Source organism: Sinomonas atrocyanea (assembly GCF_030811715.1).
GTDB lineage: Bacteria > Actinomycetota > Actinomycetes > Actinomycetales > Micrococcaceae > Sinomonas > Sinomonas atrocyanea_A.
In genome coordinates, this window is the sequence record NZ_JAUSRH010000006.1 from 38,640 (window position 1) to 64,581 (window position 25,942).

Genomic DNA, 25,942 nt, shown 5'->3' on the forward strand with positions numbered 1-25,942 from the left:
CCTAGCGTCATGGTTGTCGCTGTCCTGCTGCTCATTCCCCCTCGGCGCGGCGGGCAACCATCTCCAGCACGTCCGCGCCCCGCGCGCGGCCGTCGAGGGCGCGGGCGCGCTCGCCCATCCGGGCGGCCGCCTCGCGGTGGGGGCCGTCCGCGAGGAGCTCCTCCACGGCTGCCCGGATCCGCGCCGGCCGGGCCGACCGTGACAGGCGGCGCCCGACGCCGGCCCGCTGGACCGCCGCGCCGACCCACGGCTGGTCGGTGGCCCGGTCGAGCGGCAGCACGAGCAGCGGGACGCCGTGGGCCAGGGCGGCCACCGCCGTGCCGTGGCCGCCGTGGCTGACCACGAGCGAGGCCTCCGGCAGGAGCTCGGTGTGCGGGCGCCAGCCGTGCACCTCGATGCCGTCCGGCACTCGCAGCGCCCCGGCGGCGAGCCCGGAGCCCAGGGTCGCCACGACCCGGGCAGGGAGGCCCTCCACGGCATCGAGCACCCACTGCCACGTGGGCACGAGGGTCGGGTAGGGGGCGGTGCTCAGGGAGAGGACCACGGTCGGCGCGGCTGGCCGGGCCGGGATGGCGCGGACCATGGGCCCGAGGTGCACCACGTCTCCGTGGCCGCGGTCCAGCTCCGGGATCGTCGGTGCCAGGACCGGCCTGCCGGCATTCAGCAGGCGCAGGACGCGTAGGCCGCGCGCCCGCAGTACGACGTCGAGGGAGGGGAGCACCCGGCGCAGCACCCCGTCCAGCGTGTGCTCGAGGACCACGTACTCGCGGCCCGCCCGCCGCAGCGCGTCCATGACCCCGAACAGGGCCACATCCACCACCACGACGTCGGCCGGATGGGCGGCGAGGTCCGCGAGCACGTCGCGCTGCATCGCGGGGTCGGAGGCAATCCTCACCATGTCCAGGGGAGTGGACCCGGAGGGGAAGGTCCGGGTTGTGGAGAAGGAGGCGAAGCGCAGGCCGGCGGCTGCGAAGTCCGGCGCCTGCGCGGCGTCGCCGAGCACGCTGACCGCGTGGCCCCGCAGCGCGAGCTCCTCGGCGAGGGCCACGGCCGGGACCTTGTTGCCGCCGCCGTCCCACGTCACGAACAGGAATCTGGCCACTGTTTCCCTCCGAGGGCCGGTGCCGGCCCTTCCGCGCGCCATGCTACGGGCGCGGCCGCCCCGGGTCGAGCCGCCCGTCCGGCCGGCCTTGACATTAGGGTACCTAACTATTAGGGTACCTAAGTATGAACGAGGAGCTTGCCGCACTGGCCGAGGCCTTCCGCGACGCGATCCGCTACGGCACCTACATGGCCCGGCGGCTCGACGAGCTGTCCGAGCTCTCCGTGGCCCAGCTCAGCGTCCTGAACATGGTCGCCGGCGAGGGCCTGCGCATGGGCGTCATCGCCAAGAACCTCGGTGTCAGGGTGCCCACGGCCACCGAGCAGGTCGCCCGGCTCGAGAAGGCCGGCCTCCTCGAGCGGTGCAGCGACCCGCACGACGCGAGGGCCGTCGTCGTGCGCCGGACCCCTGAGGGCGACGCCACCGCGCAGCGTGCCAACACCCGCCGCACCGAGCGGATGGCCGCCGCCCTCGCAACCCTCGACGACGACGAGCGCGCGGCCCTCGCGGCCGCACTGCCCGTGATGGACAAGATCAACCAGTACGTGATGAAGAACCAGGAGCTGCCCGCATGACCGCCGAGACCGGCGTCCAGCCCGAATCCCACCCCGACTCCGCGCCCGCGCCCCAGCACGGCCCGGCCCCGCACGAGACCCTCGAGGCCGAGAAGGCCTCCTTCTTCCGCCAGCCCAAGGCCGTCTGGGCCACCGCCGCCGCCTCCGTCTTCGCCTTCATGGGCATCGGCCTCGTGGACCCGATCCTGCCCGCGATCGCCCAGAACCTCGACGCCAGCCCGAGCCAGGTCTCGCTGCTGTTCACGAGCTACTTCCTCGTGACCGCGGTGATGATGCTCGTCACCGGCTGGGTGTCCTCCCGGATCGGCGGCAAGAAGACCCTCCTGATCGGCCTGGCGCTCATCGTGGCCTTCGCGAGCCTCTCCGGCACGAGCCAGAGCGTCGCCGAGCTCATCGGCTGGCGCGCGGGCTGGGGCCTCGGCAACTCCCTCTTCGTCGCGACCGCGCTCGCCGTGATCGTCGGCGTCGCCTCCGGCGGGACCTCCACCGCGATCATCCTCTACGAGGCCGCCCTCGGCCTCGGCCTCTCGCTCGGCCCGCTCGCCGGAGCACTCCTGGGCGGCTGGCAGTGGCGCATGCCGTTCTTCGGCACCGCGACCCTCATGGCGATCGCCTTCATCGCCATCCTCGCGACCCTGCCCAAGACCCCGCCCGCGGCGAGGAAGACCCGGTTCCGCGATCCCCTCCAGGCCCTCGGCCACGCCGGCCTGCGCTCGGTGGCCGGCAGCGCGTTCTTCTACAACTTCGGCTTCTACACCGTGCTCGCCTTCGTGCCGTTCATCCTCGGCATGGGCGCCTACGGCATCGGCGCGGTGTTCTTCGGCTGGGGCGTAGCCCTCGCCCTCTGCTCGGTCTTCGTGGCCCCGCAGCTGCAGGCCCGCTTCGGCGACGTGAAGGTCCTGGCCGGCACCCTCGCCGGGCTCGCGGTGGTCCTGGTCGGCATGGCCGTCTCCGCTGCCGTCCACGCCGTCCCCGCCGTCGTGGTCCTGACGATCATCGCCGGGGCGCTGCTGGGCATCAACAACACCGTCTATACCGAGCTCGCGATGGGCGTCTCCGACGCGCCGCGGCCCGTGGCGAGCGCCGGCTACAACTTTGTGCGCTGGATGGGCGGCGCCCTCGCCCCCTTCATCGCGACCTGGCTCGGCGAGACCTACGGCGCGCCCGTCCCGTTCTACGCCTCCGCCGTGGCCCTCGTGATCGCCATCGGCATCGCGCTCGGCGGCAGGAAGTACATCCACGCGCACGAGCCCGCGGCGGTTTGAACCCCGGCCTGCGGGGAAGGACGCTGGGAGCCCGGACCCTCGGGAATGAAACCCCCATGGGTATCGTTGAGACTTTCGGACCACCCCCGCAGGGGTACCGCACAGAGAGCAAGGAGCGCGGCATGGCAACGAAGAACGTCACCGGCGAGGACTTCGCCGAGGTCATCGAGAAGAACGACATCGTCCTGGTGGACTTCTGGGCGTCGTGGTGCGGCCCGTGCCGCCAGTTCGCCCCGACCTACGAGGCCGCCTCCGAGAAGCACCCGGACGTCGTGTTCGCCAAGGTGGACACCGAGGCCGAGCAGATGCTCGCCGCCCAGGCCAACATCACCTCGATCCCGACCCTCATGGCGTTCCGCGAGAAGGTCCTCGTCTTCTCGCAGCCCGGCGCCCTCCCGGCCTCCGCCCTCGAGCAGGTCATCACGGCCGTGAAGGACCTCGACATGGAGGACGTCCACAAGAAGGTCGCCGAGGCGCAGGCCCAGGGCCCGCAGAACTGACGCACCGCTCCGCCGGCACGCGAACGGCGCCGCCCCAGCAGCTGGGGGCGGCGCCGTTCCTGCGTCTGGCGGACGCTGCATGCCCTGGGGACGCTACAGGCGCTCGATCTTCACGGGCTCGGCCAGCAGCGCACTCAGCGACTCGTTGAGGTCCTGCACGGCCACGCCCTTCGAGTGCCTGTCGAGGTCCTCCTCCGACGCCCAGAGCTCGGAGAGGACGAGCCGGTCGTCGGACTCGTCGGTGATCTCGTACTGGAGGCACCCGGGCTCGCGCTGGACCTCCTCGATCGCGATGTCGAGGGCGAGCTTGACGCGGAAGAACTCGCCGTCGTTGGGGATGAAGGTCGCCTTCAGGCGCACGGGATCAGTCATGGTCGCCAGCCTACCGAGTTGGTAGCTTTCATCCATGCAGAGCTCCTACACGGCAGGCGAGACGACGATGTCCCTGCTCGAAGAGACCATCGGCGCGAACTTCGCCCGCGCCGTCGGGCAGCATGCGGACCAGGAGGCCCTCGTGGAGGCGGCGGGAGACGGCCGCGCCGACGCCGCCCGCCGCTGGACCTACGCCGAGCTCGCGCACGACGTCGATGCCGCCGCCCGCGGGCTCCTCGCCGCGGGCGTGGCGAAGGGCGACCGCGTGGGCATCTGGAGCCCGAACTGCGCCGAGTGGACCGTGATCCAGTACGCGACCGCGGCCATCGGCGCCATCCTCGTCAACGTCAACCCGGCCTACCGCGCCCACGAGCTGCAGTTCGTGGTCCGGCAGAACGGCATGCGCATGCTCGTCGTCGCGCCCAGCGACCGGACGAGCGACTACGTCGCCATGGCCCGCGCCGCGGTCGACGAGTGCCCCGCCCTGCGGGAGCTCGTGTTCCTGCCGGCGCCCCACGCCCCGGGCGAGGCCGTGTTCGAGCCCGGCGTGCCGGCGTCGGACGGGGAGACCACGTGGGAGGCCCTCGTGGCCCGCGCCGGCGAGGTGCCGGCGTCGGCCGTGGCGGAGCGGGCGGCGACGTTGTCCGCGGACGACCCGATCAACATCCAGTACACCTCCGGCACCACGGGCTTCCCCAAGGGCGCCACGCTCACGCACCGGAACATCCTCAACAACGGCTTCGCGATCGGCGAGCTGCTCGGCTACACCCCCGAGGACCGGGTGGTCATCCCGGTGCCGTTCTACCACTGCTTCGGCATGGTCATCGGCAACCTGGCGGCGTACTCGCACGGCTGTGCCACGATCCTGCCCGGCCGCGGCTTCAGGCCCGACGCCGCCCTGCGCGCCGTGCAGGACTTCGGCGGCACCTCGCTCTACGGCGTCCCGACGATGTTCATCGCCGAGCTCGCGCTGCCCGACTTCGGCTCGTACCGGCTCGGCACGCTCCGCACGGGGGTCATGGCCGGCTCGACGTGCCCTGTCGAGGTCATGGAGCGGGTCATCTCCGACATGCACATGGAGGGGGTGGCCATCTGCTACGGCATGACCGAGACGTCCCCGGTCTCGACCATGACGCGCGCGGGGGACTCCCTCGCCCAGCGCACGGGCACCGTCGGACGGACCATGCCCAACCTCCAGAGCAAGGTCGTGGACCCGGCGACCGGCGAGACCGTGGAACGCGGGGTGATCGGCGAGCTGTGCACCCGCGGCTACGCCGTCATGGCCGGCTACTGGGACCAGCCTGACAAGACGGCCGAGGCCATCGACGCGGACGGCTGGATGCACACGGGCGACCTCGCCCGGATGGACGATGACGGCTACGTGATGATCGAGGGGCGGATCAAGGACATGGTGATCCGCGGGGGCGAGAACGTCTACCCGCGCGAGATCGAGGAGTTCCTCTACCGGCACCCGGCCATCCAGGACGTCCAGGTCATCGGGGTTCCCGATCCGGCCTACGGCGAGGAGCTCATGGCGTGCATCATCCTCCGGCCCGGGGCCCAGCCGCTGACCGCGGAGGACATCGCGGAGTACTGCCGGGGCGAGCTGGCGCACTACAAGGTGCCGCGCTACGTGGACATCCGGGAGTCGTTCCCCATGACCGTCTCGGGGAAGGTCCGCAAGGTGCAGATGCGCGAGGAGGCCGTGGCCCGGCTGGGGCTCGGGGCCAGCTGAGCCCCTGACCCTCGGGCGCTGACCCCCAGCGTGAGGCGTGCGAAGTCACCCCGTAGGTGCGTGAGGTCGCCCCGTGCGCGCGCGAGGTCGCCCCATGTGCGCGCGAGGTCGGGCCGTAGTGCCGGCCTGCGGGGCAGCTGTCGGAAAGGTGACTATGCCGGCGGTGGCGGTGGCGGTGGCCCGGGCCGCTCAGGGGGCCTCGGGTGCGGGGGGCCCGGGTGCCGGGGTGCAGGCGGCCCAGCGTGCGGCGGCCCAGCGTGTGGCGGTCCCGCGCGCGGCGGCTCCGGGTGGGGAGGATGGGGCGGGTGTGGGTGCACCGGCGGGCGCTCGTCCGGCGCAGGTGGCAACGGACGAGGCTGCCCACCTGCCTCGTCCGGGGCGGGAGCTTCCTGTGGCCCGACCTCGGCGTCCAAAGGCGTGACTTCGGCGTTCGGAGACCTGACTTCGGCGTCCTGAGGGGTGACTTCGGCGTCACGGGGGGTGACCTCGGGGGTGTCGGAGCTGTCGGCGTCCGCAGTCAGGCCGTAGTGCTCCCGGAGTTCTGCTGCCTGGTCCTTGCTGAGGCCGCCCCGGTCGGAGGCGACGCGCGGAGCGGACCGGACGGTGTCGGAGTCGAAGGCGACCCGCACGGCGGAGCCGTCCACACTCGCCCCGTCGAGCGGCACGAACCGGTGCGTGATCCCGAAGAAGCCGGCGCGGACGGACACGAAGGCGGGCGCGGCGCCGGAGGCGTCCAGCACGATCTGGTCGATCGAGCCGAGGTCCGTGCCGTCGGAGCCGATCAGCCGTCCGCCGGCCTCGAGGACTCCGTCAAGCTCTGCGCGGGTGACCATGCGCCGATCCTCTCACGCGCCCCGCTCCCGGTCATCCGAGAGCTGCGAGCAGGGCCGCCGGCACCACCATGAGGGGCACCAGCACCGCGCCGGCCGCGGCGTACCCCCACCACGAGATCCCGACGCCGAGCCGGCGGAGCTGCTCGTGCCAGATGAGCGTCGCCAGGGACGCCCACGGCGCCACGAGCGGGCCGGCGTTCACCCCGACGAGCAGCGCCACGAGCCGGGCCGGGCCCCCCGCAGCCTGCTCGAACGCGAGGTACGCGGGCAGGTTGTTGACCACGTTCGCTCCTACCGCGCCGACCGCGGCGACCCGCACGAGACTGCCCGGGCCGTCCCCGGTGCCGAGCACCACCGCCGCGAGCTCGCGGGCGCCCACGTACTGGAGCGCCTCCATGACGAGGAACAGGCCTGCGGCGAAGACGAGCAGCTGCCACGGCACGAGCGCCCACCGCAGCACTGCGCGGCGTCGGACGCCGAAGGCGACGAGGAGGACGAGGGCCGCCGCCGTCGCCGGGATCCACACGGGTACGCCCGTCACGAGGGCCGGGAGGAGCAGGGCGAGGACGCCGGCGCCGAGGCCGAGCAGCACCGGGTCCGTCGAGGACGCGGTGACGCGGCTGCCCCCGTCCGGGTCGGACTGGATCCGGCCGAGCCGGACGCTGTTGTACCGCCCCGCCAGTTCGCGGCGGAACATGAGCGCCACGGCCGCGACGGGCACAGCGGCGCACCACAGCGCGGGCAGCGCCATGCGGGCGGCGAACTCTCCCGGGGAGACGGATCCGAGTGCGTGCAGGGCGAGGAGGTTGGTGAGGTTCGAGACCGGCAGCAGGAGCGAGCCGGTGTTCGCGAGCCACACCGTGGTGAGCGCGAAGGGCAGCGGCGGGAGCCCGCAGCGCCGCGCGAGCACCACCACGATCGGGGTCAGCAGCACCGCCGTCGTGTCGAGGGAGAGGAACACCGTTGCGGCCAGGGACAGGCCGACCACGAGCAGCCACAGCACCCACACGCGCCCGCGGCCCCAGCGCCGGAAGTAGGAGGCCATCCACTCGAACAGCCCCGCGGCGTTCAGGAGCTCGGTCACCACCGTGATGGCGGCGACGAACGCGAGGATGGGCCCGACCCGCTCGGCAAGGGCGCCGACCGCCGGCCAGGGGAGGATGCCCGCGGCCGCAGCGGCGGCGCCGAGGACGAGCAGGAGGGCTCCGACGACGGCCAAGGGCATGGGCACAGTCTAGGGGCGCCCCTCAGTGCCGGCGGTGATCCTGGATCGTGATCCTCGCCCCATAGCGGGGGGCGCGCACGCCGGAGAGGCCGAGGAGCCGCACGATGCGCTGCCGGTGGCCCCGCCACGGCTCGAGGAGGCGCACCATGCCGGCGTCGTCGGTCCGCTCGCCGGTGAGGGCGTAGCCGACGAAGTGGGCGAGGTGGTAGTCGCCCACGGAGATCGAGTCGGGGTCCGCGTGCGTGCGCTGCGTGACCTCCGCGGCGGTCCACACCCCGATGCCGGGGATGGCCTGCAGGGCCGCCGAGGCCTCGGAGGCCGTGCGGGCCGCGAGCCGCTCGATCCCCGCGGCAGAGCGCAGCGCGCGCATCACGGTGTCCGAGCGCTGCGGCCCCACACCCGCCCGGTGCCACTCCCACGAGGGGACCCCGAGCCAGGCCCGAGCGTCCGGGGCGACCATGAGCCCTGCCGGGGCGATCCGCCCGGCACCGGGTGCCGGCGTGCCGTAGCGGCGCACGAGGTACCGGTAGGCCCGGCGCGCCTCGAGGGTCGTGACCTTCTGCTCGAGGATGGTCGGCACGAGCGCCTCCACCATGCGGCCCGTGGCGGGCAGCCGGAAGCCGGGATGGCGCCGCCTCGACTCCCGGACCAGGCGGGGGAGCCCGGCGAGGAAGGCCTCCTCGTCGAACGCCGACCAGTCGTCGGCCAGGCCCAGCATCGCGGGCGCCGCCGCGACGGCCGACGCCGCCCCCTCACCCCACGCACGGACCGTCACCACTGTGGGGCCTCCAGGGGCACGCCGGTGGGTAGCGAGGAGGGAGACCGGGCCCTCGGGGGTCGCGAAGGCGGCCCAAAATCCGCCCGGATGGGGCGCGAAGGTGGGGTCGCCGTCCCCGCGCTGGAGGGGGAACCACGTCGCGGCCAGGGAATAGTGCTCGGGGGCCTCCCAGACGCCCTCGGCGTCCGCGCGCCCGGGGCCGGCACTCCCGGCGGGTGGCACCGCGACGGGAGCCGCGGTGGGGGCCGCGGTCCGAGGGGGCGGGGGAGCGAGGGTCACCGGAGCATCATGCCACGCGCCGCCGACAGTCTCGCGCGGAGCAGGCTGTCTGAACCCTTGACCCCGGACGGGACGTGCCGAGAATGGCGGGTGTGGCGCCGGTCCGGCACTGCACCGCCCATCGAAGGAAGGCAGCACCATGTCTGGAAAGGTCGTGCACTTCGAGATCCCCGCCGACGACGGCGAGCGGGCCGCCACCTTCTACACCGAGGCCTTCGGCTGGAAGATGACGGGCGTTCCCGGGATGGAGTACGTCATGGTCGGCACCTCACCGAGCGGTGAGGACGGCGCTTCCGTGGAGCCGGGGTCGATCAACGGTGGCATGTTCGTCCGATCCGAGGAGTTCCCGCCACGGAGCCCGGTCGTCACCGTGGACGTCGAGGATATCGATGCGGCGCTGGCGAAGATCGGCGAGCTCGGCGGCAGCACCGTGGTACCCAAGATGCCCGTGGGCGAGATGGGCTTCTCCGCCTACTTCAAGGACACCGAGGGCAACATCCTCGGGCTGTGGGAGAGCCGCAGGCCGGAGGGATAGCCCGGACGCCCGAGACCGGTGGCGGGCTCACCGGAAGTCGCGGCTGGTGGTCTTCGCCTTCAGGGGCAGGGCCTCGAGCCGGTCCGCGACCAGGTTCGTCACGCCCTCCTTCGAGCGCTCCAGCATGCCGCGGATGACCATGGCGGGGGCTGCCTGGGCGACGCGCCGGTAGCGGGTCCAGACCCCGATGCTGCACACCACATTGAGGATCCCCGTCTCGTCTTCGAGGTTCATGAAGGTGATGCCCTGGGCGGTCTGCGGCCGCTGGCGGTGGGTCACGACCCCGGCCGCCTCGATCCGGCTCCCCGGCGCGGCGGTGCGCAGCTGGTCGATGCGCAGCACTCCACGCGCGTCGAGGCGGCCGCGGGCGTGGCGCAGCGGGTGGTCGTCGGTGGCGACGCCGGTGGCCCACAGGTCGTAGGCCACGGCGTCCTCCGCGGCCAGCTCCGGCAGGAGCGGCGGCTGGACGTAGGGCTGGGAGCCGGGGAGCTGGCCCGGCCGCTCGAGGGCCGCGGCGCCCGACTGCCACAGGGCCTCGCGCCGGGTGAGGCCGAGCGAGTCCAGGGCCCCCGCCGAGGAGAGCGCCTCGAGCTGCTCCGCCGTGAGCCCGGTGCGCCGGGACAGCTCGGCCAGCTCCCGGAAGGGGCCCCCGGCCTCGCGCTCGGCGACGATCTTCTCGGCGAGCTCCTGGCCGATGCCGCGCACGCTCGAGAGCCCGAGCCGCACCGCCCGGCTCCCGTCCCGCCGGTGGGCGTGCCCCTCGTCCGGCGCCTGCGGGTCGAAGGGGCCGATCGGGGGCTGGACCCGGTCCAGGCACGCGTCCAGGCCAGGGCTCCCCGGCGCCTGGGCCGCGGCCGCTGGCCCCCCGGCGCCCGGTGCGCCGGCCGCCGGAGCCTCCCCGCCGGCGTCGTGCGCCTCGAGGCACGCGTCCGCCCGCGAGCGGAGGATGTCCGGGCGGAGCACCGTGACGCCGTGCCTGCGCGCGTCCGCCACGAGGGTCTGCGGCGAGTAGAAGCCCATGGGCTGGGCCCGCAGGAGCGCGGCGAGGAAGGCGCCGGGGTAGTGCAGCTTGAGCCACGAGCTCGCGTACACGAGCACCGCGAAACTGATCGAATGGGACTCGGCGAAGCCGAAGTCGGCGAACGCAGCGATCTGGGTGTAGACCGCCTTCGACTCCTCGGGCGTCAGCCCGTTCGCGGCCATGCCGGCGAAGAGCTTCTCCCTCAGGCTCCCGATCTTCTCGACCCCCCGCTTGGAGCCCATCGCGCGGCGCAGCAGGTCGGCGTCCTCAGCCGTGCAGCCGCCGATCGCCATGGCCATCTGCATGAGCTGCTCCTGGAACAGCGGCACCCCGAGGGTGCGCTCGAGCACCGGCTCCAGCAGCGGGTGCGGGTACGTCACGGGTTCCTCGCCCGCCCGCCGGCGGATGTACGGGTGGACCGCGCCGCCCTGGATCGGCCCGGGCCGGATGAGGGCGATCTCCACCACGAGGTCGTAGAAGCACCGGGGCCGCAGCCGGGGGAGCGTGCTCATCTGGGCCCTCGACTCGACCTGGAACACGCCCACCGAGTCGGCGCGGCACAGCATGTCGTAGACGGCGGGCTCCTCCTTGGGGAGGTCCTCGATCCGCCAGCGCACCCCGAAGTGCTCCTCGACCAGGTCGAAGCAGTACTGGAGCGCCGCGAGCATCCCGAGGCCGAGCAGGTCGAACTTGACCAGGCCCATCCACTCGCAGTCGTCCTTGTCCCACTGCAGGACCGTCCGGTTCTCCATGCGGGCATGCTCGATCGGCACCACCTCTCCCACCGGCCGCTCCGTGAGGACCATGCCGCCGGAGTGGATGCCCAGGTGTCGCGGGTAGCCGAGGAACTGCTCGGCGAGCGCCACGACGCGAGGAGGGATCCCGTCGGCGTCGTCGGATCCCCCGGCCGAGAGCGCGTCCCACCGCTCGAGCCGCTTGGACCAGGCGTCCTGCTGGCCGGGGCCGTAGCCGAGGGCCTTGGCCGCGTCCCGCACCGCGTTCTTGGGCCGGTAGCTGATCACGTTGGCGACCTGGGCGGCGTTGGCCCGGCCGTACTTGGCGTAGACATGCTGGATCACCTCCTCGCGCCGGTCCGAGTCGAAGTCGACGTCGATGTCCGGCTCCTCCTCGCGCAGGCTCGAGAGGAACCGCTCGAACGGCAGCCGGTACGCGATGCTGTCCACCGCCGTGATCCCCAGCAGGTAGCACACCGCCGAGTTGGCCGCCGAGCCGCGCCCCTGGCACAGGATGCCGCGGCTGCGGGCGAACTGGACGATCTCGTGCACGATGAGGAAGTAGCCCGGGAAGTCCTTCTTCTCGATCACGGCGAGCTCCTTCTCCAGGCGCTCTCGGACCTCTTCGGGCGGTACAGGCCCCCGCCAGCCGGGCCCGGGGGTGCCGTAGCGGTCCGCGAGGCCGCGCTCCACGAGGTCCCGCAGGTGGGACATCGGCGTGCTGCCCGCCGGGACCTCCTGCTTCGGCAGCCTCGGGCGGGCCGCGCGCAGGGGGAAGGCCAGCGCCCCGGCGAGGCGCACGGTGTTCTCCACCGCCCCCGGGTAGCGCGCGAACCGGCGCGCCATCTCGGCCCCGCTGCGCAGGTGCGCGCCGTCGGTGGCGGGCAGCCAGCCGTCGAGCTCGTCGAGGCTGCGCCGGGCCCGCACGGCGGCAAGCGCGGTCGCGAGCGGGTGCCCCGACGGCGCGGCGAAGTGCACCGCGTTGGTGGCCACGCACGGAAGGCCCCTCCGGGCGGCGATGGCGGCGAGGGCGTCGTTGTGGTCGGTGTCGAGCGGGCTGCCCTGGTCGTAGAGCTCCACGGCGACGCCGTCGTGGCCGAACAGGTCCACGAGCCTCTGGACGGCGCGCTCGGCGGCGGCCTCCCCGTGGCCGACGAGGGCCCTGCGGACCGCGCCCTTGCGGCACCCGGTGAGCACGATGCAGTGCCCGCGCAGGCGCTCGGCGAGGTCTTCGAGGACGAACACGGGCCGGCCCTTCTCCGCCTCCCGGGCGAGCTGCCCGGCGGTGATGGCCCCGGCCAGCCGGTGGTACCCCTCCTCGCCGCGGGCCAGGACGAGCAGGTGCTCGCCCTCCGGATCGGGCCGGCCGTTCTGCGGGGCGGACAGGCCCAGCGAGAGCTCGGCGCCGAACACGGTGGCCAGCCCGTAGGCCTCGGCGGCCTCGGCGAGGCGCACCGCACCGTAGAAGCCGTCGTGGTCCGTGATCGCGATGGCGGACAGGCCCAGCCGGATGGCCTCCTCGACGAGCTCCTCCGGCGATGACGCGCCGTCGAGGAAGCTGTAGTGCGAGTGGACGTGCAGCTCCGCGTAGGGCACGGCGGGGTCGGCGGACGACGGCGCGTGGCCGCCGCGGTGCGCGCCCGCGCCCTCCGCGCTGGTACCGTCCCCGTCGCCCGCCCCGACCCCGGCGCCGGGGGAGAGCGCGGGGAGCGGGATGTAGGGCCCGCGCTTGCGGGACCAGGCCGGGCTGTCCCCGCCGTCGTGCTCGACCGGGGCCCGGCCGGTCCCGGTGCGTCCGCGGAGCTCGTCCGCGGTGACCTCCTTGCCGTCGAGGATGTCGTGGAGCTGCCGCCAGGGGATCGGCGGATTGGTCCACCCCATCGGTCCCTCCCTCAGTTCTCAGTCGTACAGGGTCTCAGTCGTACCGGGCCTCGGCCCACCATCGCCCGTCCTCGCCCAGCAGCAGCCAGGCCTCTCCCTCGCTGTCGAGGATCTGGAAGCGCTCCGCCCGCCGGCTCCCTTCCGCGTCCCACCACCTCTCGCGCAGCGGCCAGGGCCCCGCCCAGCTGCGCACCGCGCGCCGGGCCGCGCCCGGGTCCGGCGAGAACCAGGCGGGCGCGGAGGCGAGGTGCCCGCGGTCGTCCACCTCGAGCGGGCGCGAGTCGTCGCCGAACAGGGCGACGGGCAGGGGATCGGCGAACACCGTCGCGGGCAGGGGAGGCGGGACGGCCCCCGGCCAGGGGCGGGAGGCGAGGTCGGAGGTCCCGGCGGGGGCCTCCTCGCCCCAGGGCACGAGCAGGCAGCGCTCGGCCAGGAGCCGGCCGCCGGCTGCGGCCGCCTGCAGCACCGATCCGTGCCCCAGCATCGTCTGGAGGCGGTGCAGGCCGTGGTCGAGCCGCTCGTCCACGCCGCCGAACAGCGTCTGGGTGCGCCGCCCGAGGAGGTCCACCCGCTCCGGGGCCAGGCGGATCTGGACCACCGGGGCCGCCAGCGCCTCGCCCGTGGAGCGCCACGGCGTGCGGCCCCGGTGGCGGGCCGCCCCCTCGGGACCGCCGGACTGCAGCTGCCAGCGGACCCGGTCCACCGCGTCGCCCGGCCCGAACTGGTGCGGGTGCCCCCACGAGCGCTCGGAGCGGCCCCCGGCGTCGTCGGTGATCTGCACCCGCAGCTGTGTGCAGGCGAGCCCCGCGCGCACGAGCCCGGCGACGAGGTCCTCGGCGAGCGGGCGGAGGGCGAACGCGATCTGGTCGATGCGCTCGAGCCCGGGCTCGAAGTCCGCCGAGCGGTCGAGGGGCTCCGGCGGGACCCGGGGCACGATGGGCCGCGGGTCCCGGCCCCGGGCACGGGCGTGGGCGGCGAGGCCCTCGGCCCCGAAGCGGGAGCGGACCTCCGCGGCGGGCAGCGCCGCGAAGTCTTCGAGGGTGCGCAGGCCCAGCCGGGTCAGGAGGGAGGCGATCCTCGCATCGCCGAGGGCCGCGACGGGCAGGGGCGCGAGGAACCGGGCCGAGGCCCCTGGCTCCACGATCCGCAGGGGGGAGAGCTCCTGGCTGCCCCGCGCGGCCTGTTCCGCGGCGAAGACCGAGTCGGCGATCCCCGCCCGGGCCTCGAGCCCCAGCCGGGAGACGGCCTCGAGGGCGGCGCCACCGGCTCCCTGCTCGCTGCCGTAGTAGCGGGCCGCGCCCGGCGCTCTGAGGGCGCACAGGCCGGGGCGGAGCACGTGGACGCCCGGGACGGCGGTCTCGAGGGCCCGCACCACGGGCTCGAACTCCCGTGCCGAGCGCTCGGGGTCCGCGGGAACCGTGACGAGCTCGGGGCAGCGTGCCTGCGCCTCCCGCACCCGCAGGCCCCGGGCCACGCCGGCGGCCCGCGCCGGGGCGGAGCACACGGCCACGAGGCCCTTCTCGACTACGGCCGCGGCGGCCTGGTCCGGCACTTCCCCGGCCAGGTGCGCGGCCACGAGGGGCCAGTCTGGGAACCAGAGCACGAGCGCCCGGGGCGGCTGGGCGGAGCCCGCCGCCGGGCTCACGGCCGGCTCCCCGCTGCACTGCGCGGGCCGCGGACCGGCAGGGCCACCGTGTCGGGGGAAGCGAGGTCCACGGTCGCGGTGCGGACGCGCCCGCGGTGGTTCGCCCGGAGCTCCACCAGGTGGCGTGCCAGATGCCCGTGGCCCCGGCCGAGGCCCTCCCAGCTCGATCCCGTCAGGCTCAGCGTGGCCTCGCTCTGGGGCCACGGGCCCAGGACCAGCAGCACGCCGGCCCGCTCGCGCAGGCGTGAGGCGAGCCGGGAGGCCTCGCCGGGCCGCGCCGGCGAGGGCGGCCGGACCAGGACCACCGGCAGCACGTCGACGAGGGCGCCGACCGTGGCGAGCCAGTCTGCCCCCGGGTCCGGCACGAGCACGAGGCGGTCGAGGGCGATGCCGAACCCGGCGGCGGCCTCCGCGCCGAAATCCGGGACCCCGGCCACGCCGCACCACTGCCCCTCGGCGGACGGCGCGGCCAGGAGGGCCATGGCGACCGAGAGATGGGTGTCGAGGGAGTAGGCGGCCCCGCCGCGGAGCCCTGCGGGGAACAGGGGCGTCAGGCAGGGGAGCACGGGGTGGGAGCCCTCGCGGTTCCGCCGGCCCTGCAGGGTATGGATGCGTTCCTGCAGCTCGCGCAGCTGCCCCGCGGCGGCTGCCGCGGGATCGGTGCTGAGGGCGAGGGACATGCTCCAATTATCGAAAACATGTTCGAATACGTCAATCGGGGAGGATGCGCTGTTCGAAACTCGGCCCCGTGCGTGAACCCCTGAGTCGCCCGCCTCTGCGCGTCCCGGCCCAGAGGCTACAGTGGGGGTCGTGAAGTACGCCAAGTCCGTCGTCGAACTCATCGGGCACACGCCCCTCGTCCAGCTGAACAAGGTCACCGAAGGCATCAAGGCGACGGTCCTGGTCAAACTCGAGTACCTCAACCCCGGCGGCTCCATCAAGGACCGCATCGCGCTGAAGATGATCGAGCAGGCGGAGGCGGACGGCAAGCTCGGCCCCGGCGGCACCATCGTCGAGCCCACGAGCGGCAACACCGGCGTGGGCCTCGCCCTGGTGGGCCAGCAGAAGGGCTACCGGTGCATCTTCGTGGTCCCGGACAAGGTCGGCGAGGAGAAGCGCGCGGTGCTCGCGGCCTACGGCGCCGAGGTCGTCGTCACCCCGACCGCCGTACCGCCGGACTCCCCGCAGTCGTACTACGGCGTCTCCGACCGCCTCGTCAGCGAGATCCCCGGCGCCTTCAAGCCGGACCAGTTCTCCAACCCGGGCGCCCCGGCCAGCCACTACGAGACCACCGGCCCCGAGATCTGGGCGGACACCGACGGCAGGATCACGCACGTGGTCATCGGCGCCGGCACCGGCGGCACCATCACCGGCACGGGCCGGTACCTCAAGGAAGTCTCCAAGGACCGGCCCGCCGCCGAGGGCGGCCAGGTCAAGGTCATCGGCGCCGACCCGGAGGGCTCCGTCTACTCCGGCGGCACCGGCCGCCCGTACTTCGTCGAGGGCGTCGGCGAGGACATGTGGCCGGGGAACTACGACAAGTCCGTCCCCGACCAGGTCCTGGCCGTCACCGACGCCGAGTCCTTCGCCATGACGCGCCGGCTCGCCCGCGAGGAGGGGCTCCTCGTCGGCGGCTCCTCCGGCATGGCTGTGGCCGCCGCCCTGCGGGTGGCAAAGGACCTGCCCGAGGACGCGGTCGTCGTCGTCGTCCTGCCCGACTCCGGGCGCGGCTACCTCGCCAAAATCTTCAACGACGACTGGATGCGCTCCTACGGCTTCCTCCCGGGCCAGGACGAGAAGACGGTCGGCGACCTGCTCAAGGGCAAGGACGGCCGGCTCCCGGACCTCGTCCACACCCACCCCAACGAAACGGTCCGCGACGTCATCGACATCATGACCGAGTACGGCGTGGGCCACCTGCCCGTGCTCTCGACCGAGCCCCCCGTGGTCATGGGGGAGGTCCTCGGCGCGGTGGACGAGCGCTCGCTGTCCGCGAGCCTGTTCCGCGGCGAGGCGAAGCTCACCGACAAGATCTCCGAGCACATGGGCCCGCGGCTGCCCGTCATCGGCTCCCTCGAGGGCCAGGCGGAGCTGCGCAGGATGCTCAGCGAGGACGACGCCGTCATGGTCACCTTCGTCGGTGCCCCCGTCGGCATCCTCACCCGCCACGACCTCCTGGCCAACCTCAACAAGTAAGGGAGACCCCCATGCCTGAGCAGGGCGAGAAGACCACCGGATTCAACACGCGGGCCGTCCACGCCGGCCAGGAGTTCGAGCCGCGGACGGGCGCCGTCGTGCCCCCGCTGCACTTCTCCTCGACCTACGCCCAGGACGGCATCGGCGGCCTCCGCTCCGGCTACGAGTACGGCCGCGGCGGCAACCCGACCCGGGACGCGCTCCAGGAGCAGCTCGCAGCGCTGGAGGGCGGCTCCCACGCCTACTCGTTCAGCTCGGGCCTGGCCGCGGAGGACGCCCTCATCCGCGCCCTGTGCTCGCCGGGGGACCGGATCGTGCTCGGCAACGACGCCTACGGCGGCACCTACCGCCTCATCTCCCGGGTCCTCGCCCCGTGGGGGATCGCGAACCAGCCCGTCGACATGTCGGACCTCGACGGCGTGCGCGCCGCCGTCGCCGAGGGCGGGGCCCGCCTCGTGTGGGTCGAGACCCCCTCGAACCCGATGATGAAGATCACCGACATCGCGGCCCTCGCCGAGCTCGCGCACGACGCCGGGGCCCTCCTCGTCGTGGACAACACCTTCGCGTCCCCGTACCTGCAGAATCCCCTCGCGCTCGGCGCGGACGTGGTCGTCCACTCGACCACCAAGTACATCGGCGGCCACTCGGACGTGGTGGGCGGGGCCGTCGTCGTCAACGACGGCGAGCTCGCGGAGAAGATCGGCTTCGTCCAGTTCGCGGTCGGCGCCGTCTCCGGACCCATGGACGCGTTCCTCACCACGCGCGGCCTCAAGACGCTGGGCGTGCGCATGGAGCGCCACTCGGACAACGCCCAGAAGATCGCGGAGTGGCTCGTGGGCCGCCCCGGCGTCGAGCAGGTTCTCTACCCGGGGCTGCCCGAGCACCCGGGCCATGAGCTCGCGGCGAAGCAGATGCGCCGGTTCGGCGGCATGGTCTCGGTGCAGTTCGTGGGCGGGGAGGCCGCGGCCCGCACTGTCGCGGAGTCCACGCGCCTGTTCACGCTCGCCGAGAGCCTCGGCGGCATCGAGTCGCTCATGAACTACCCGTCGGAGATGACCCATGCGTCCGTGAAGGGCACCGAGCTGGCCGTCCCGGTCAACCTGCTGCGCCTCTCCGTGGGCATCGAGGACGTCGATGACCTCATCGCCGACCTGGACGCGGCGATCTCGAGGCTCTGACCCGGCCGCCCCTCCAGCCCTCACCCGCCCGCCCTCTCTGACCCATCCGCCCACCCTTAATCTCCCCAAGGACCCCCTCCATGCCGCAGACCTCTCCTGCGAAGTCCGGGCTCACCCGGGCGCCGTGGTTCCGGCCGACGGCGGTCGGCGTCGGAGCCGTCGTCGTGCTCGCCGTCGTCGTGCTCGGCGCGAAGTGGCTGCGCAGCACCGCGGCGGTCTCGCAGTTCATCGCGACCTACCCCGGCCACGCCCCGCTGCCCAGCTGGGCCCCCGACGGCCTGCCCGCGTGGTTGAACGTGCTGCACTTTCTGAACATGATGTTCCTGACGCTGATCGTGCGCACGGGCCTGCAGGTCCGGTTCACCACGCGACCCCAGGGCTACTGGAAGCGCAGCAACAAGGGGTTCTTCAAGACCAAGGGCCAGCCGAAGAAGATCAGCCTCGACCTGTGGCTCCACCTGTGCCTCGACGCCCTGTGGGTCCTGAACGGGCTCGTGTTCTTCGTGCTCATGTTCGCCACCGGCCACTGGGTGCGGCTCGTGCCGACCTCCTGGGACGTCTTCCCGCACGCGGTGTCCGCGGCCCTGCAGTACGCCTCGCTCGACTGGCCGCTCGAGGACGGCTGGGTGAACTACAACGCGCTCCAGCAGCTGACCTACTTCGCGGTCGTGTTCCTCGCCGCCCCGCTGGCGATCCTCACGGGCCTGCGCATGTCCGCCGTCTGGCCCACCAACGCCAAGGCGCCCCGCCTCAACAAGGCCTACCCGATGGAGTGGGCCCGCCGCGTCCACTTCCCGGTCATGGGATTCTTCGTGGTCTTCGTGATCGTCCACGTGGTCCTCGTGCTCACCACCGGGGCGCTGAAGAACCTCAACCACATGTTCGCCGCGCATGACGGCGGGGACTGGCTCGGGTTCATCCTCTTCGCCGTCGGCGTGCTCGTCATTGCGGGCCTCTGGCTCCTCGCGCGTCCGCTCTTCCTGCGGCCCGTGGCGTCCCTCATGGGCTCGGTGACCCGGAACTGACCCGGGCCCGCCCCGGGCGGCGGCCCGGCGCCGGCCGGCCTGCCACAATGGCCGCATGAGCCAGCGGATCCCGTTCCTCCCGGCGCCCGAGCACCGGCTCCGGCTCGCGGAGCTGGGCGTCCTCGACCGCCGCCGCACGCTCCTGGGGCTCGCCCTCGCCGTCGTCCTGCCGGCGCTGGTGCAGCTCGCTGCCGCCCCGCTGCTCGCGGACGGCCGCGGCGGCAGGGCCCTCGCGACCGTCGAGCTCCTGCAGCTGCTGGCCGCCGTCCTGGTCGCGCTCGTGGGCGGCCTGTGGCCCGCGGTGGTCGCTGCCGTGACGGGCAGCCTCGTGCTCAACTGGTTCACCGCCGACCCCGTCGGCAGCCTGAGCGTGGCGCACCCGGAGGCCGTCGTCGGGCTCCTCGTCTTCCTCGCCGTGGCCTGCGCTGTGGCCCTCGCCGTGGGCGCCGCGACCCGCCGCTACGAGCAGGCGACCCGCGCGGCCGCGGAGGCGGACGCCATGACCGAGCTCGCCCTGGGCATCCTCGGCTCGGCCGGCGGGACCGAGGAGTTCCTCGAGCGGGTCCGCTCGACCCTCGGGCTGCGCGCCGTCACGCTGCTCGCGCGGCGCCCCGCGGAGGACCCCGCTGCCGGGTCCGGGCGGGCCTCGGGCTGGGACGTGCTCGCCACCGCCGGCGAGGCTCCCCCCGTCTCGCACGCGGCGGCGGACGACGCCGTGGCCCCGGACGGCTACTACACCCTCCTCGCCTCCGGGCACCCGCTCGACCCCGGCGAGCGGCGCACGCTGGAGGCCTTCGGCGTCTACCTCGTCGCGATGCGCGAGCGCGCCCAGCTGGCCCGCAGCCGCGAGGCCAACCGCCGCCTCGAGGAGGGCAACTCAATCCGCACCGCGATCCTGCAGGCCGTCTCCCACGACCTGCGAACCCCGCTGGCCGGGATCAAGCTCAGCGTGAGCAGCCTGCGCCAGGCCTCGGTCGAGTTCAACCCGGAGGAGGAGGCGGAGCTCCTGGGCACCATCGAGGACTACACGGACCGCCTCTCCCACGTGGTGGGCAACCTGCTGGACATGTCCCGCATCTCCGCGGACACCGTCCGCCCGCTCCTGCGCCCCGTCACCTGGCGCGAGGTCCTGCCCCGGGGGCTCGCCGGCCAGGACCGGGTGGCGGACCTCATCCCGGCGAACGCGCCGGCGGTCGACGCCGACCCGGTGCTGCTCGAGCGGGCCGTGGCCAACCTCGTCGAGAACGCCCTGCGGTACGCCCCGGGCGCCGCCGTCGAGCTCACCGCCCGCAGCGGCGCGCAGGACGAGCGCGGCCGGCCCTGCGGGGTGCTCCGGATCGCGGACCACGGAGCCGGCATCCCGCCCGAGGATCTCCTCGTCGTCTTCCGGCCCTTCCAGCGCCTCGGCGACTTCGCGGCGCAGGGCGGCGTGGGCCTCGGGCTCGCCGTCGCCAAGGGCTTCGTGGAGGCGATGGGCGGGCGCATCGAGGCCGAGGAGACGCCCGGGGGAGGGCTCACCATGTCCGTCTCCCTCCCGCTCTCCCAAGGGGCGCCGGCGGCGGAGACCCGGAGTGCGCCGGGGGCGGGTGCGTTGGCACCGGGGGCGCCGGCGGCGGAGACCCGGAGTGCGCCGGGGGCCGGCGCGTGAGCCACGCAGCGCAGGCCCCCGCGCCCACCACGGTCCTCATCGTGGAGGACGAGGCGCGGTTCGCGCGGGCGCTGCAGATCAACCTGCGGGTCCACGGGTACGAGGCCATCACCGCGCCGACGGGGGAGGACGGACTCGAGATCGCGGCGGCGCGCGGCGTGGACATCGTGGTGCTGGACCTCGGCCTGCCCGGCATCGACGGGATCGAGGTGATCCGGCGGCTGCGGGCCTGGACCGACCTGCCCATCATCGTCCTCTCCGCCCGGCACGGCTCCGAAGACAAGGTCGAGGCCCTCGACGCGGGCGCCGACGACTACGTGACCAAGCCTTTCGGGCTCGAGGAGCTGCTCGCGCGGCTGCGCGCCGCCGCCCGCCGGGGAGCCAGGACGGGGGAGGCCCCGCGCCTGCAGGCCGGCGACCTGAGCGTGGACCTGGCTGCGCGGCGCGTGGTCGTCAGGGGCACCGAAGTCCGCCTCACGCCCACGGAGTGGAACATCCTGGCCCTCCTCGTGCGGCGCGCGGGCCAGCTCGTGACCCAGCGCGAGATCCTCACGCAGGTGTGGGGCCCGGCGTATGCGAAGGAGACCCAGTACCTGCGCGTGTACCTCGCCCAGCTGCGGCGCAAGCTCGAGGAGGATCCCGCCCGCCCCCGGCACCTGCACACGGAGGCCGGCATGGGCTACCGCTTCGACCCGTGAGGGGTCCGGCCCGCGGTGCCGCGGGTACGCTGGTGGCCATGAAGACCGCCCGCGTCGTCGCCGTCTGCCGCGTCCACCAGCTGCTCGCCGATGCCGGATCGGTGGGGGTGACGGCGATCGACAAGCGGCCCGTCGACGGCCCGGTCCGGATCCGCCGGCTCGGCCTCCACGGCGACGTCCAGGCCGACCGGGCAAACCACGGCGGCGAGGACAAGGCGGTGTACGCCTACTCGGAGGACGACGCCGCGCTGTGGGCCCGCGAGCTCGGCCGCGACATCCCGCCGGGGCTCTTCGGCGAGAACCTGCGGGTCGACGGGATCACCGCGAGCAACGCGGTGATCGGCGAGCGCTGGCGCTTCTCCTCCGGGGCGGTGCTCGAGGTGACGATGCCGCGGATCCCGTGCGCGACCTTCGCCCGCCGCATGGGCGAGGACGGCTGGGTCCCGTGGTTCACCCGCGCCGGGCTCTCCGGCGCCTACCTCCGGGTCGTCACGCCGGGGGACGTCGAGGCCGGCTCCCAGTTCGGGATCGAGCACGTGCCGGACCACGGGGTCCGCGTCGGGGCGTGGCTCGCCGACCCCACGGCCGAGATGGCCGAGGCGCTCCTCGACGCCGAGGCCGACGGCGGCCTCCGCCTCGCCCCCGCCCTGCGGACGTACGTCGTGGCCGCCGCCGAGCGCGGGAGGGACTAGCGGCCCGCCTCGCCGCGCGACTGTGCCCGACCTCACGGCGGCAGAACCGCCCGAGGCGAGGGGCGGCGTCGTGCGTCCTGTATGATGGATGCATCCCCCACTTTCCGGAATTCCCTTCTCCTGCCCAATTCTTGAGGCAGGACTGGTGCGTGTTGGGGCCCGCGATGCGGGCAATTGCATAGGGGAGTCCGGCTGAAGCAAACGCTGTACGGGTGCATGTGGTGCCGAATGCAGCGTAGGAGCCCTGCCTGGGATTGAGAGAGCGCCGGGCCTGAGTAACTGACCGACGACGAGCCTCCCCGGCTCCCCACTGCGAGGACACACGCATGCCTGAAACCATCGAGAAGCCCGAGACCAACGAGATGTCCGAGGCCATCGAGACCCCCGAGACCACCACGCCCGACGCCGAGGTCACCCCGTCGGACGCCGAGGTCACCCCGTCGGACGCCGAGGTCACCCCGTCGGACGCCGAGGTCACCCCTCGCGACTCCGCGGACGACGCCGCTCCCTCCTCCGAGGACGACGGCACCCCCCGCTTCGCTGACCTCGGCATCGACGGCCGCGTCCTCGCGGCCCTCGCCGACGTCGGCTACGAGAAGCCGTCGCCCATCCAGGCGGCGACGATCCCGCTCCTGCTCGAGGGACGCGACGTCGTGGGCCTGGCCCAGACCGGCACCGGCAAGACCGCCGCGTTCGCCGTCCCCGCGCTCTCGCGCCTGGCCGAGCTCCACGACCTCAACGGCCCCTCCCGCGCGACCCAGGCGCTCGTGCTCGCCCCGACCCGCGAGCTCGCGCTCCAGGTGGCCGAGGCCTTCACCTCCTACGCCAAGCACCTGGACGACTTCACCGTGCTGCCGGTCTACGGCGGCTCCGCCTACGGCCCGCAGCTCGCCGGCCTGCGCCGCGGCGCCCAGGTCGTGGTCGGCACGCCAGGCCGCGTGATCGACCACATCGAGAAGGGCTCCCTGGACCTCTCCGAGCTGCAGTACCTCGTGCTGGACGAGGCTGACGAGATGCTCCGGATGGGCTTCGCGGAGGACGTCGAGCGCATCTTCCAGGAGACCCCGGACGGCCGCCAGGTGGCGTTGTTCTCGGCGACCATGCCCTCGCAGATCCGCCGCATGTCCAAGCAGTACCTCAACATGCCGGAAGAGGTCACGGTCAAGTCCCAGACCACGACCGGGAAGAACATCCGCCAGCGCTACGTCCAGGTCATGGGCCCGCACAAGCTCGATGCCCTCACCCGCATCCTCGAGGTCGAGGAGTTCGACGGCGTCATCGCGTTCGTCCGCACGAAGATGGCCACCGAGGACCTCGCCGAGAAGCTCAAGGCCCGCGGCTTCCAGGCCGCCGCGATCAACGGCGACATCGCCCAGGCCCAGCGCGAGCGGACCGTCGAGGCGCTGCGCGAGGGCAAGATCGACATCCTCGTCGCGACCGACGTCGCCGCCCGCGGCCTCGACGTCGAGCGCATCAGCCACGTCGTGAACTACGACATCCCGCACGACACCGAGAGCTACGTGCACCGGATCGGCCGCACCGGCCGTGCCGGCCGCAAGGGCGACGCGATCCTGTTCATGACCCCGCGCGAGAAGTACCTCCTGCGGGCGATCGAGAAGGCCACGCGCCAGGCGGTCGAGCAGATGCACCTGCCGACGGCGGAGACGGTCAACTCGTTGCGCATGAGCAAGTTCGCCGACCGGATCACGGAGACCCTCGAGTCCGAGGACGTCTCGATGTTCCGCGACCTCATCGCCTCCTACGAGAACGAGCGCGAGGTCCCGGCTGCCGAGATCGCCGCCGCGCTCGCGGTCATGGTCCAGGGCGACACCCCGTTCTTCGTCAAGGAGCTCCCGTCCGCCCCGGATCACCAGAAGCGCGATCGCAACAAGGACGGCTTCGGCTCCCGCGGCCCGTCCCGCTCGATCACCGAGGGCAACGCGACGTACCGCATCGCCGTCGGCCGTCGCCAGCGGGTCATGCCGGGCTCGATCGTGGGCGCGCTCGCGAACGAGGGCGGCTTCCACTCGAGCCAGATCGGCGGGATCGACATCCGCGCGGACCACTCCCTCGTGGAGCTGCCTGCGGAGCTCTCCTCCGACCAGTGGAAGGCCCTGTCCAAGACCCGGATCGGCGGCGAGCTGATCAAGCTCGAGCTCGACTCGGGCCGCCGCCCCAACCGGGACGGCGACCGCAACGACCGTGGCGGCGAGCGCGGCTTCCGCGGCCGGAACGACCGCGGCGACCGTGGCGGCGACCGCGGGTTCGGCGGCCGCCCCGACCGCGGTGGCCGCAGCGGCAGCCGTGACCGTGACGACCGCGGGTACGCGGGCCGCGGCGGGTTCGGCGACCGCAAGCCGCGCCACGGCAAGGACAGCAGCCGCAGCCGCGCCTGGTGATCCATCGCGCCTGAGGGCGAGCCCGTCCCCGGACACCCCGGGGGCGGGCTCGCCCCGTTTCCCGGGTCCGCAGGGTGCGGCAGCGCGCGCCCGGACGGGGGAGCAGGAAGCGGTCCCGTCGATTTGGTGAGGCCGCCGCTCTTCCGGTAAAGTATCTGTCTGTTGCCCCCCTAGCTCAGTGGTAGAGCGCCATCTTGGTAAGATGGAGGTCACGGGATCGATTCCCGTGGGGGGCTCTCGCAAGGAGGGTCCGCGTCAACCGGTGTTGACCGGATGGCGCGGCCTTTTTCCTTGTCGTGGCGGTGTAGCTCAGCTGGTTAGAGCGCACGACTCATAATCGTGAGGTCCCGGGATCGAGTCCCGGCACCGCTACAGCAGGACCCCCGGGAGACCGGGGGTCCTTTTTCTCTCTCCGGGGCGGCCGATCCTGATTCCTCCCGGGGCCCTCTGGGTAGGCTTCCTCAAAATGGTCCCAAGGCATCTCCGCTACACTCTCTCGGACCCGAACGAGAGGAAAGCATGACGGCAACAGCCACTGTCAGTTCAGCAGCGCCGGCCCGGCCCCGCGCGGGGAGCCTGGGCCATGTGCCGGCGCTCGACGGCATCCGCGCCCTCGCCATCGTCCTGGTCGTGGTCTACCACGCCGTCATGCCGGTGCACTTCGGCGGCGCCGGCGGCGTCGACATCTTCTTCGCCCTCTCGGGCTTCCTCATCACCACCCTGCTCCTCGAGGAGCACGACGCGCACGGGGGCATCTCGCTGCGCCGGTTCTACCTGAGGCGCGTCATCCGGCTGTACCCGCCGCTGCTGATCATGCTGGCCGTGGTGTTCGTGCCCATCGCCGTCCTCATGGGCACGGGGAACGCCGTCTGGGGCTCGCTCATGGCGCTCTTCTACCTCATGCCAGTCGGCGCCGAGACGGGTGCCGACAGCCTCTCCGCCTACGCCCACACGTGGACGCTCGGGCTCGAGGAGTGGTTCTACTTCGTCTGGCCGATCGCGCTCGTGCTCCTCGTGAAGGGGGCGCGGACGGTGCATGGGCGACGCCGGCGGCGCGCCATCGCCGCCGCGGCCGTCGCGGCCGTCGGGCTCGGGGTGTGGGCCCTCGTGCTCGAGGCCACCACGGGCCACATGTCCTTCATCCTCCGCACGAGCGGCCTGTTCGCCGGCTGCGCGCTGGCCCTCGTCCTCCACGGGTCCCAGCGTGCGGCGCGTCCCTGGCACGGCCTGCTCGGCCTGGCCCTCATCGGCTTCTCCGTGGTGCACTCCTCGATCGTGCCGCTCTCGATCGTCCACACCCTCGCGGCCGCGGCCGGCACGCTGCTGCTCATCGTCGCGATCGTGCGCGGGGGCGACGGGCCGCTGCGCCGCATCCTCTCGCTGCGGCCGCTGACCTACGTGGGGCGCATCAGCTACGAGATCTACCTCTGGCACTACCCGGTCCTGTGCCTGCTCGGAGTCATGGCACACTCGCAGTTCCTCGAGGTCGGCGCGATTGCGGGGCCGCTCTCGTTCGTGCTGGCGGCCGGAGCGCACGCCGCGACCAAGCCGCTCGTGGCCTGGCTGAGGGCCCGGACCGCCACCTGGGCGCCCCGGGCTGCCGTGGCCGCCGGAGCCCCCGCCTGA

At 73.3% G+C, this 25,942-nt stretch carries 21 protein-coding genes and 2 tRNA genes; 15 read left to right on the forward strand and 8 right to left on the reverse strand.

What is annotated here, in order from left to right; all coding sequences use genetic code 11:
- Nucleotides 1–31: 31 nt before the first annotated feature.
- Nucleotides 32–1,102 carry a glycosyltransferase gene (locus tag J2W21_RS10930; protein WP_307114547.1) on the reverse strand — a complete coding sequence of 357 codons (1,071 nt, stop codon included), beginning with the start codon at nucleotides 1,100–1,102 and terminating at the stop codon, nucleotides 32–34.
- Nucleotides 1,103–1,227: 125 nt separating this feature from the next.
- Between J2W21_RS10930 and J2W21_RS10935 the strand changes: the two genes are divergently transcribed.
- The 3 genes from J2W21_RS10935 to trxA all read left to right on the forward strand — a co-directional run bounded on the left by J2W21_RS10935 (nucleotide 1,228) and on the right by trxA (nucleotide 3,442).
- Nucleotides 1,228–1,677 (forward strand): MarR family winged helix-turn-helix transcriptional regulator, encoded by a 450-nt coding sequence (locus tag J2W21_RS10935; RefSeq protein WP_307114548.1) that lies wholly within the window; start codon nucleotides 1,228–1,230, stop codon nucleotides 1,675–1,677.
- Nucleotides 1,674–2,942, forward strand: coding sequence for an MFS transporter (locus tag J2W21_RS10940; RefSeq protein ID WP_307114549.1), 1,269 nt, complete (start codon nucleotides 1,674–1,676; stop codon nucleotides 2,940–2,942). The genes J2W21_RS10935 and J2W21_RS10940 overlap by 4 nt, the downstream gene beginning before the upstream one ends.
- Before the next feature lie 122 nt (nucleotides 2,943–3,064).
- Nucleotides 3,065–3,442, forward strand: a complete 378-nt coding sequence (gene trxA / locus J2W21_RS10945) for a thioredoxin (RefSeq protein WP_066499745.1) — start codon at nucleotides 3,065–3,067, stop codon at nucleotides 3,440–3,442.
- Nucleotides 3,443–3,535: 93 nt separating this feature from the next.
- On the opposite strand, the gene J2W21_RS10950 is transcribed toward trxA, so the two are convergent.
- Nucleotides 3,536–3,814 (reverse strand): putative quinol monooxygenase, encoded by a 279-nt coding sequence (locus tag J2W21_RS10950; protein ID WP_307114550.1) that lies wholly within the window; start codon nucleotides 3,812–3,814, stop codon nucleotides 3,536–3,538.
- A 34-nt stretch (nucleotides 3,815–3,848) separates the two neighbouring features.
- Between J2W21_RS10950 and J2W21_RS10955 the strand changes: the two genes are divergently transcribed.
- Nucleotides 3,849–5,549: an AMP-binding protein gene (locus J2W21_RS10955; RefSeq protein ID WP_307114551.1), complete on the forward strand. Its 1,701-nt coding sequence runs from the start codon at nucleotides 3,849–3,851 to the stop codon at nucleotides 5,547–5,549.
- 152 nt (nucleotides 5,550–5,701) lie between these two features.
- Here J2W21_RS10955 and J2W21_RS10960 read toward each other — a convergent pair whose 3' ends face one another.
- The 3 genes from J2W21_RS10960 to J2W21_RS10970 are packed head-to-tail and all read right to left on the reverse strand — an operon-like array spanning nucleotide 5,702 to nucleotide 8,664.
- Nucleotides 5,702–6,382, reverse strand: a complete 681-nt coding sequence (locus J2W21_RS10960) for a hypothetical protein (protein WP_307114552.1) — start codon at nucleotides 6,380–6,382, stop codon at nucleotides 5,702–5,704.
- 31 nt (nucleotides 6,383–6,413) lie between these two features.
- Nucleotides 6,414–7,607: an SLC13 family permease gene (locus tag J2W21_RS10965; RefSeq protein WP_307114553.1), complete on the reverse strand. Its 1,194-nt coding sequence runs from the start codon at nucleotides 7,605–7,607 to the stop codon at nucleotides 6,414–6,416.
- Nucleotides 7,608–7,629: 22 nt separating this feature from the next.
- A complete protein-coding gene (locus tag J2W21_RS10970) occupies nucleotides 7,630–8,664 on the reverse strand; it encodes a DNA-3-methyladenine glycosylase family protein (RefSeq protein WP_307114554.1) in 1,035 nt (344 codons plus the stop codon).
- A 139-nt stretch (nucleotides 8,665–8,803) separates the two neighbouring features.
- Here J2W21_RS10970 and J2W21_RS10975 point away from each other — a divergent pair, with 139 nt between their 5' ends.
- Nucleotides 8,804–9,199, forward strand: coding sequence for a VOC family protein (locus J2W21_RS10975; protein WP_307114555.1), 396 nt, complete (start codon nucleotides 8,804–8,806; stop codon nucleotides 9,197–9,199).
- Nucleotides 9,200–9,226: 27 nt separating this feature from the next.
- On the opposite strand, the gene J2W21_RS10980 is transcribed toward J2W21_RS10975, so the two are convergent.
- The 3 genes from J2W21_RS10980 to J2W21_RS10990 are packed head-to-tail and all read right to left on the reverse strand — an operon-like array spanning nucleotide 9,227 to nucleotide 15,160.
- Nucleotides 9,227–12,835, reverse strand: coding sequence for an error-prone DNA polymerase (locus tag J2W21_RS10980; RefSeq protein ID WP_307114556.1), 3,609 nt, complete (start codon nucleotides 12,833–12,835; stop codon nucleotides 9,227–9,229).
- 34 nt (nucleotides 12,836–12,869) lie between these two features.
- On the reverse strand, nucleotides 12,870–14,480 hold the full coding sequence (locus J2W21_RS10985) for a DNA polymerase Y family protein (RefSeq protein WP_307114557.1): 1,611 nt from the start codon (nucleotides 14,478–14,480) through the stop codon (nucleotides 12,870–12,872).
- On the reverse strand, nucleotides 14,477–15,160 hold the full coding sequence (locus tag J2W21_RS10990) for a hypothetical protein (RefSeq protein ID WP_307114558.1): 684 nt from the start codon (nucleotides 15,158–15,160) through the stop codon (nucleotides 14,477–14,479). The genes J2W21_RS10985 and J2W21_RS10990 overlap by 4 nt, the downstream gene beginning before the upstream one ends.
- A 130-nt stretch (nucleotides 15,161–15,290) precedes the next feature.
- Between J2W21_RS10990 and J2W21_RS10995 the strand changes: the two genes are divergently transcribed.
- The 10 genes from J2W21_RS10995 to J2W21_RS11040 all read left to right on the forward strand — a co-directional run bounded on the left by J2W21_RS10995 (nucleotide 15,291) and on the right by J2W21_RS11040 (nucleotide 25,942).
- On the forward strand, nucleotides 15,291–16,676 hold the full coding sequence (locus J2W21_RS10995) for a cystathionine beta-synthase (protein ID WP_307114559.1): 1,386 nt from the start codon (nucleotides 15,291–15,293) through the stop codon (nucleotides 16,674–16,676).
- 11 nt (nucleotides 16,677–16,687) lie between these two features.
- A complete protein-coding gene (locus tag J2W21_RS11000) occupies nucleotides 16,688–17,854 on the forward strand; it encodes a cystathionine gamma-synthase (RefSeq protein WP_307114560.1) in 1,167 nt (388 codons plus the stop codon).
- Between the two features lie 80 nt (nucleotides 17,855–17,934).
- Nucleotides 17,935–18,879: a cytochrome b/b6 domain-containing protein gene (locus tag J2W21_RS11005; RefSeq protein ID WP_307114561.1), complete on the forward strand. Its 945-nt coding sequence runs from the start codon at nucleotides 17,935–17,937 to the stop codon at nucleotides 18,877–18,879.
- 55 nt (nucleotides 18,880–18,934) lie between these two features.
- Complete coding sequence (locus J2W21_RS11010) at nucleotides 18,935–20,527, forward strand: sensor histidine kinase (protein ID WP_307114562.1); 1,593 nt, start codon at nucleotides 18,935–18,937, stop codon at nucleotides 20,525–20,527.
- The gene (locus J2W21_RS11015; RefSeq protein ID WP_307114563.1) at nucleotides 20,524–21,225 is read left to right on the forward strand and encodes a response regulator; all 702 of its coding nucleotides are present in this window, start codon (nucleotides 20,524–20,526) and stop codon (nucleotides 21,223–21,225) included. Before J2W21_RS11010 ends, J2W21_RS11015 begins: the two co-directional genes overlap by 4 nt.
- Nucleotides 21,226–21,263: 38 nt before the next feature.
- The gene (locus tag J2W21_RS11020) at nucleotides 21,264–21,917 is read left to right on the forward strand and encodes an MOSC domain-containing protein (RefSeq protein ID WP_307114564.1); all 654 of its coding nucleotides are present in this window, start codon (nucleotides 21,264–21,266) and stop codon (nucleotides 21,915–21,917) included.
- A gap of 326 nt (nucleotides 21,918–22,243) precedes the next feature.
- Nucleotides 22,244–24,316 (forward strand): DEAD/DEAH box helicase, encoded by a 2,073-nt coding sequence (locus tag J2W21_RS11025; RefSeq protein ID WP_307114565.1) that lies wholly within the window; start codon nucleotides 22,244–22,246, stop codon nucleotides 24,314–24,316.
- A gap of 164 nt (nucleotides 24,317–24,480) precedes the next feature.
- Nucleotides 24,481–24,552, forward strand: a tRNA-Thr gene (locus J2W21_RS11030).
- Nucleotides 24,553–24,614: 62 nt separating this feature from the next.
- Nucleotides 24,615–24,688, forward strand: a tRNA-Met gene (locus tag J2W21_RS11035).
- A gap of 147 nt (nucleotides 24,689–24,835) precedes the next feature.
- A complete protein-coding gene (locus J2W21_RS11040) occupies nucleotides 24,836–25,942 on the forward strand; it encodes an acyltransferase family protein (RefSeq protein ID WP_307114566.1) in 1,107 nt (368 codons plus the stop codon).